Annotated in this window: 1 protein-coding gene; it reads right to left on the bottom strand. The window is 64.2% G+C overall.

The features are described from left to right. The coding region (locus ACW5W8_RS24195; protein WP_498630959.1) for a transposase at positions 1-204 on the bottom strand (204 nt) is incomplete at both ends.

Genomic DNA, 204 nt, shown 5'->3' with positions numbered 1-204 from the left:
CCTGGCGGACGGCCAGTCCTTCGATGAGGGCTTGCGCGTAGTCTTCCCAGCACTGTGCTTTGCGCAACCGGGCCAGAGGCGTCTTGGTGAGGATGGAGCTGGTGCGCAGACATTGTTTGCAACGGTAGCGGCGCAGTCCCCGACTCCAGCCCCAAGGCGCCAGCTCGGTGACATCGGCCTGACAATGTGGGCAGCCACTGCATG

The sequence above is a fragment of the Aeromonas aquatilis genome, assembly GCF_054052405.1.
The sequence above is the reverse complement of the archived record's forward strand: the minus strand, read 5'-3'. Positions and strand labels throughout refer to the sequence as shown.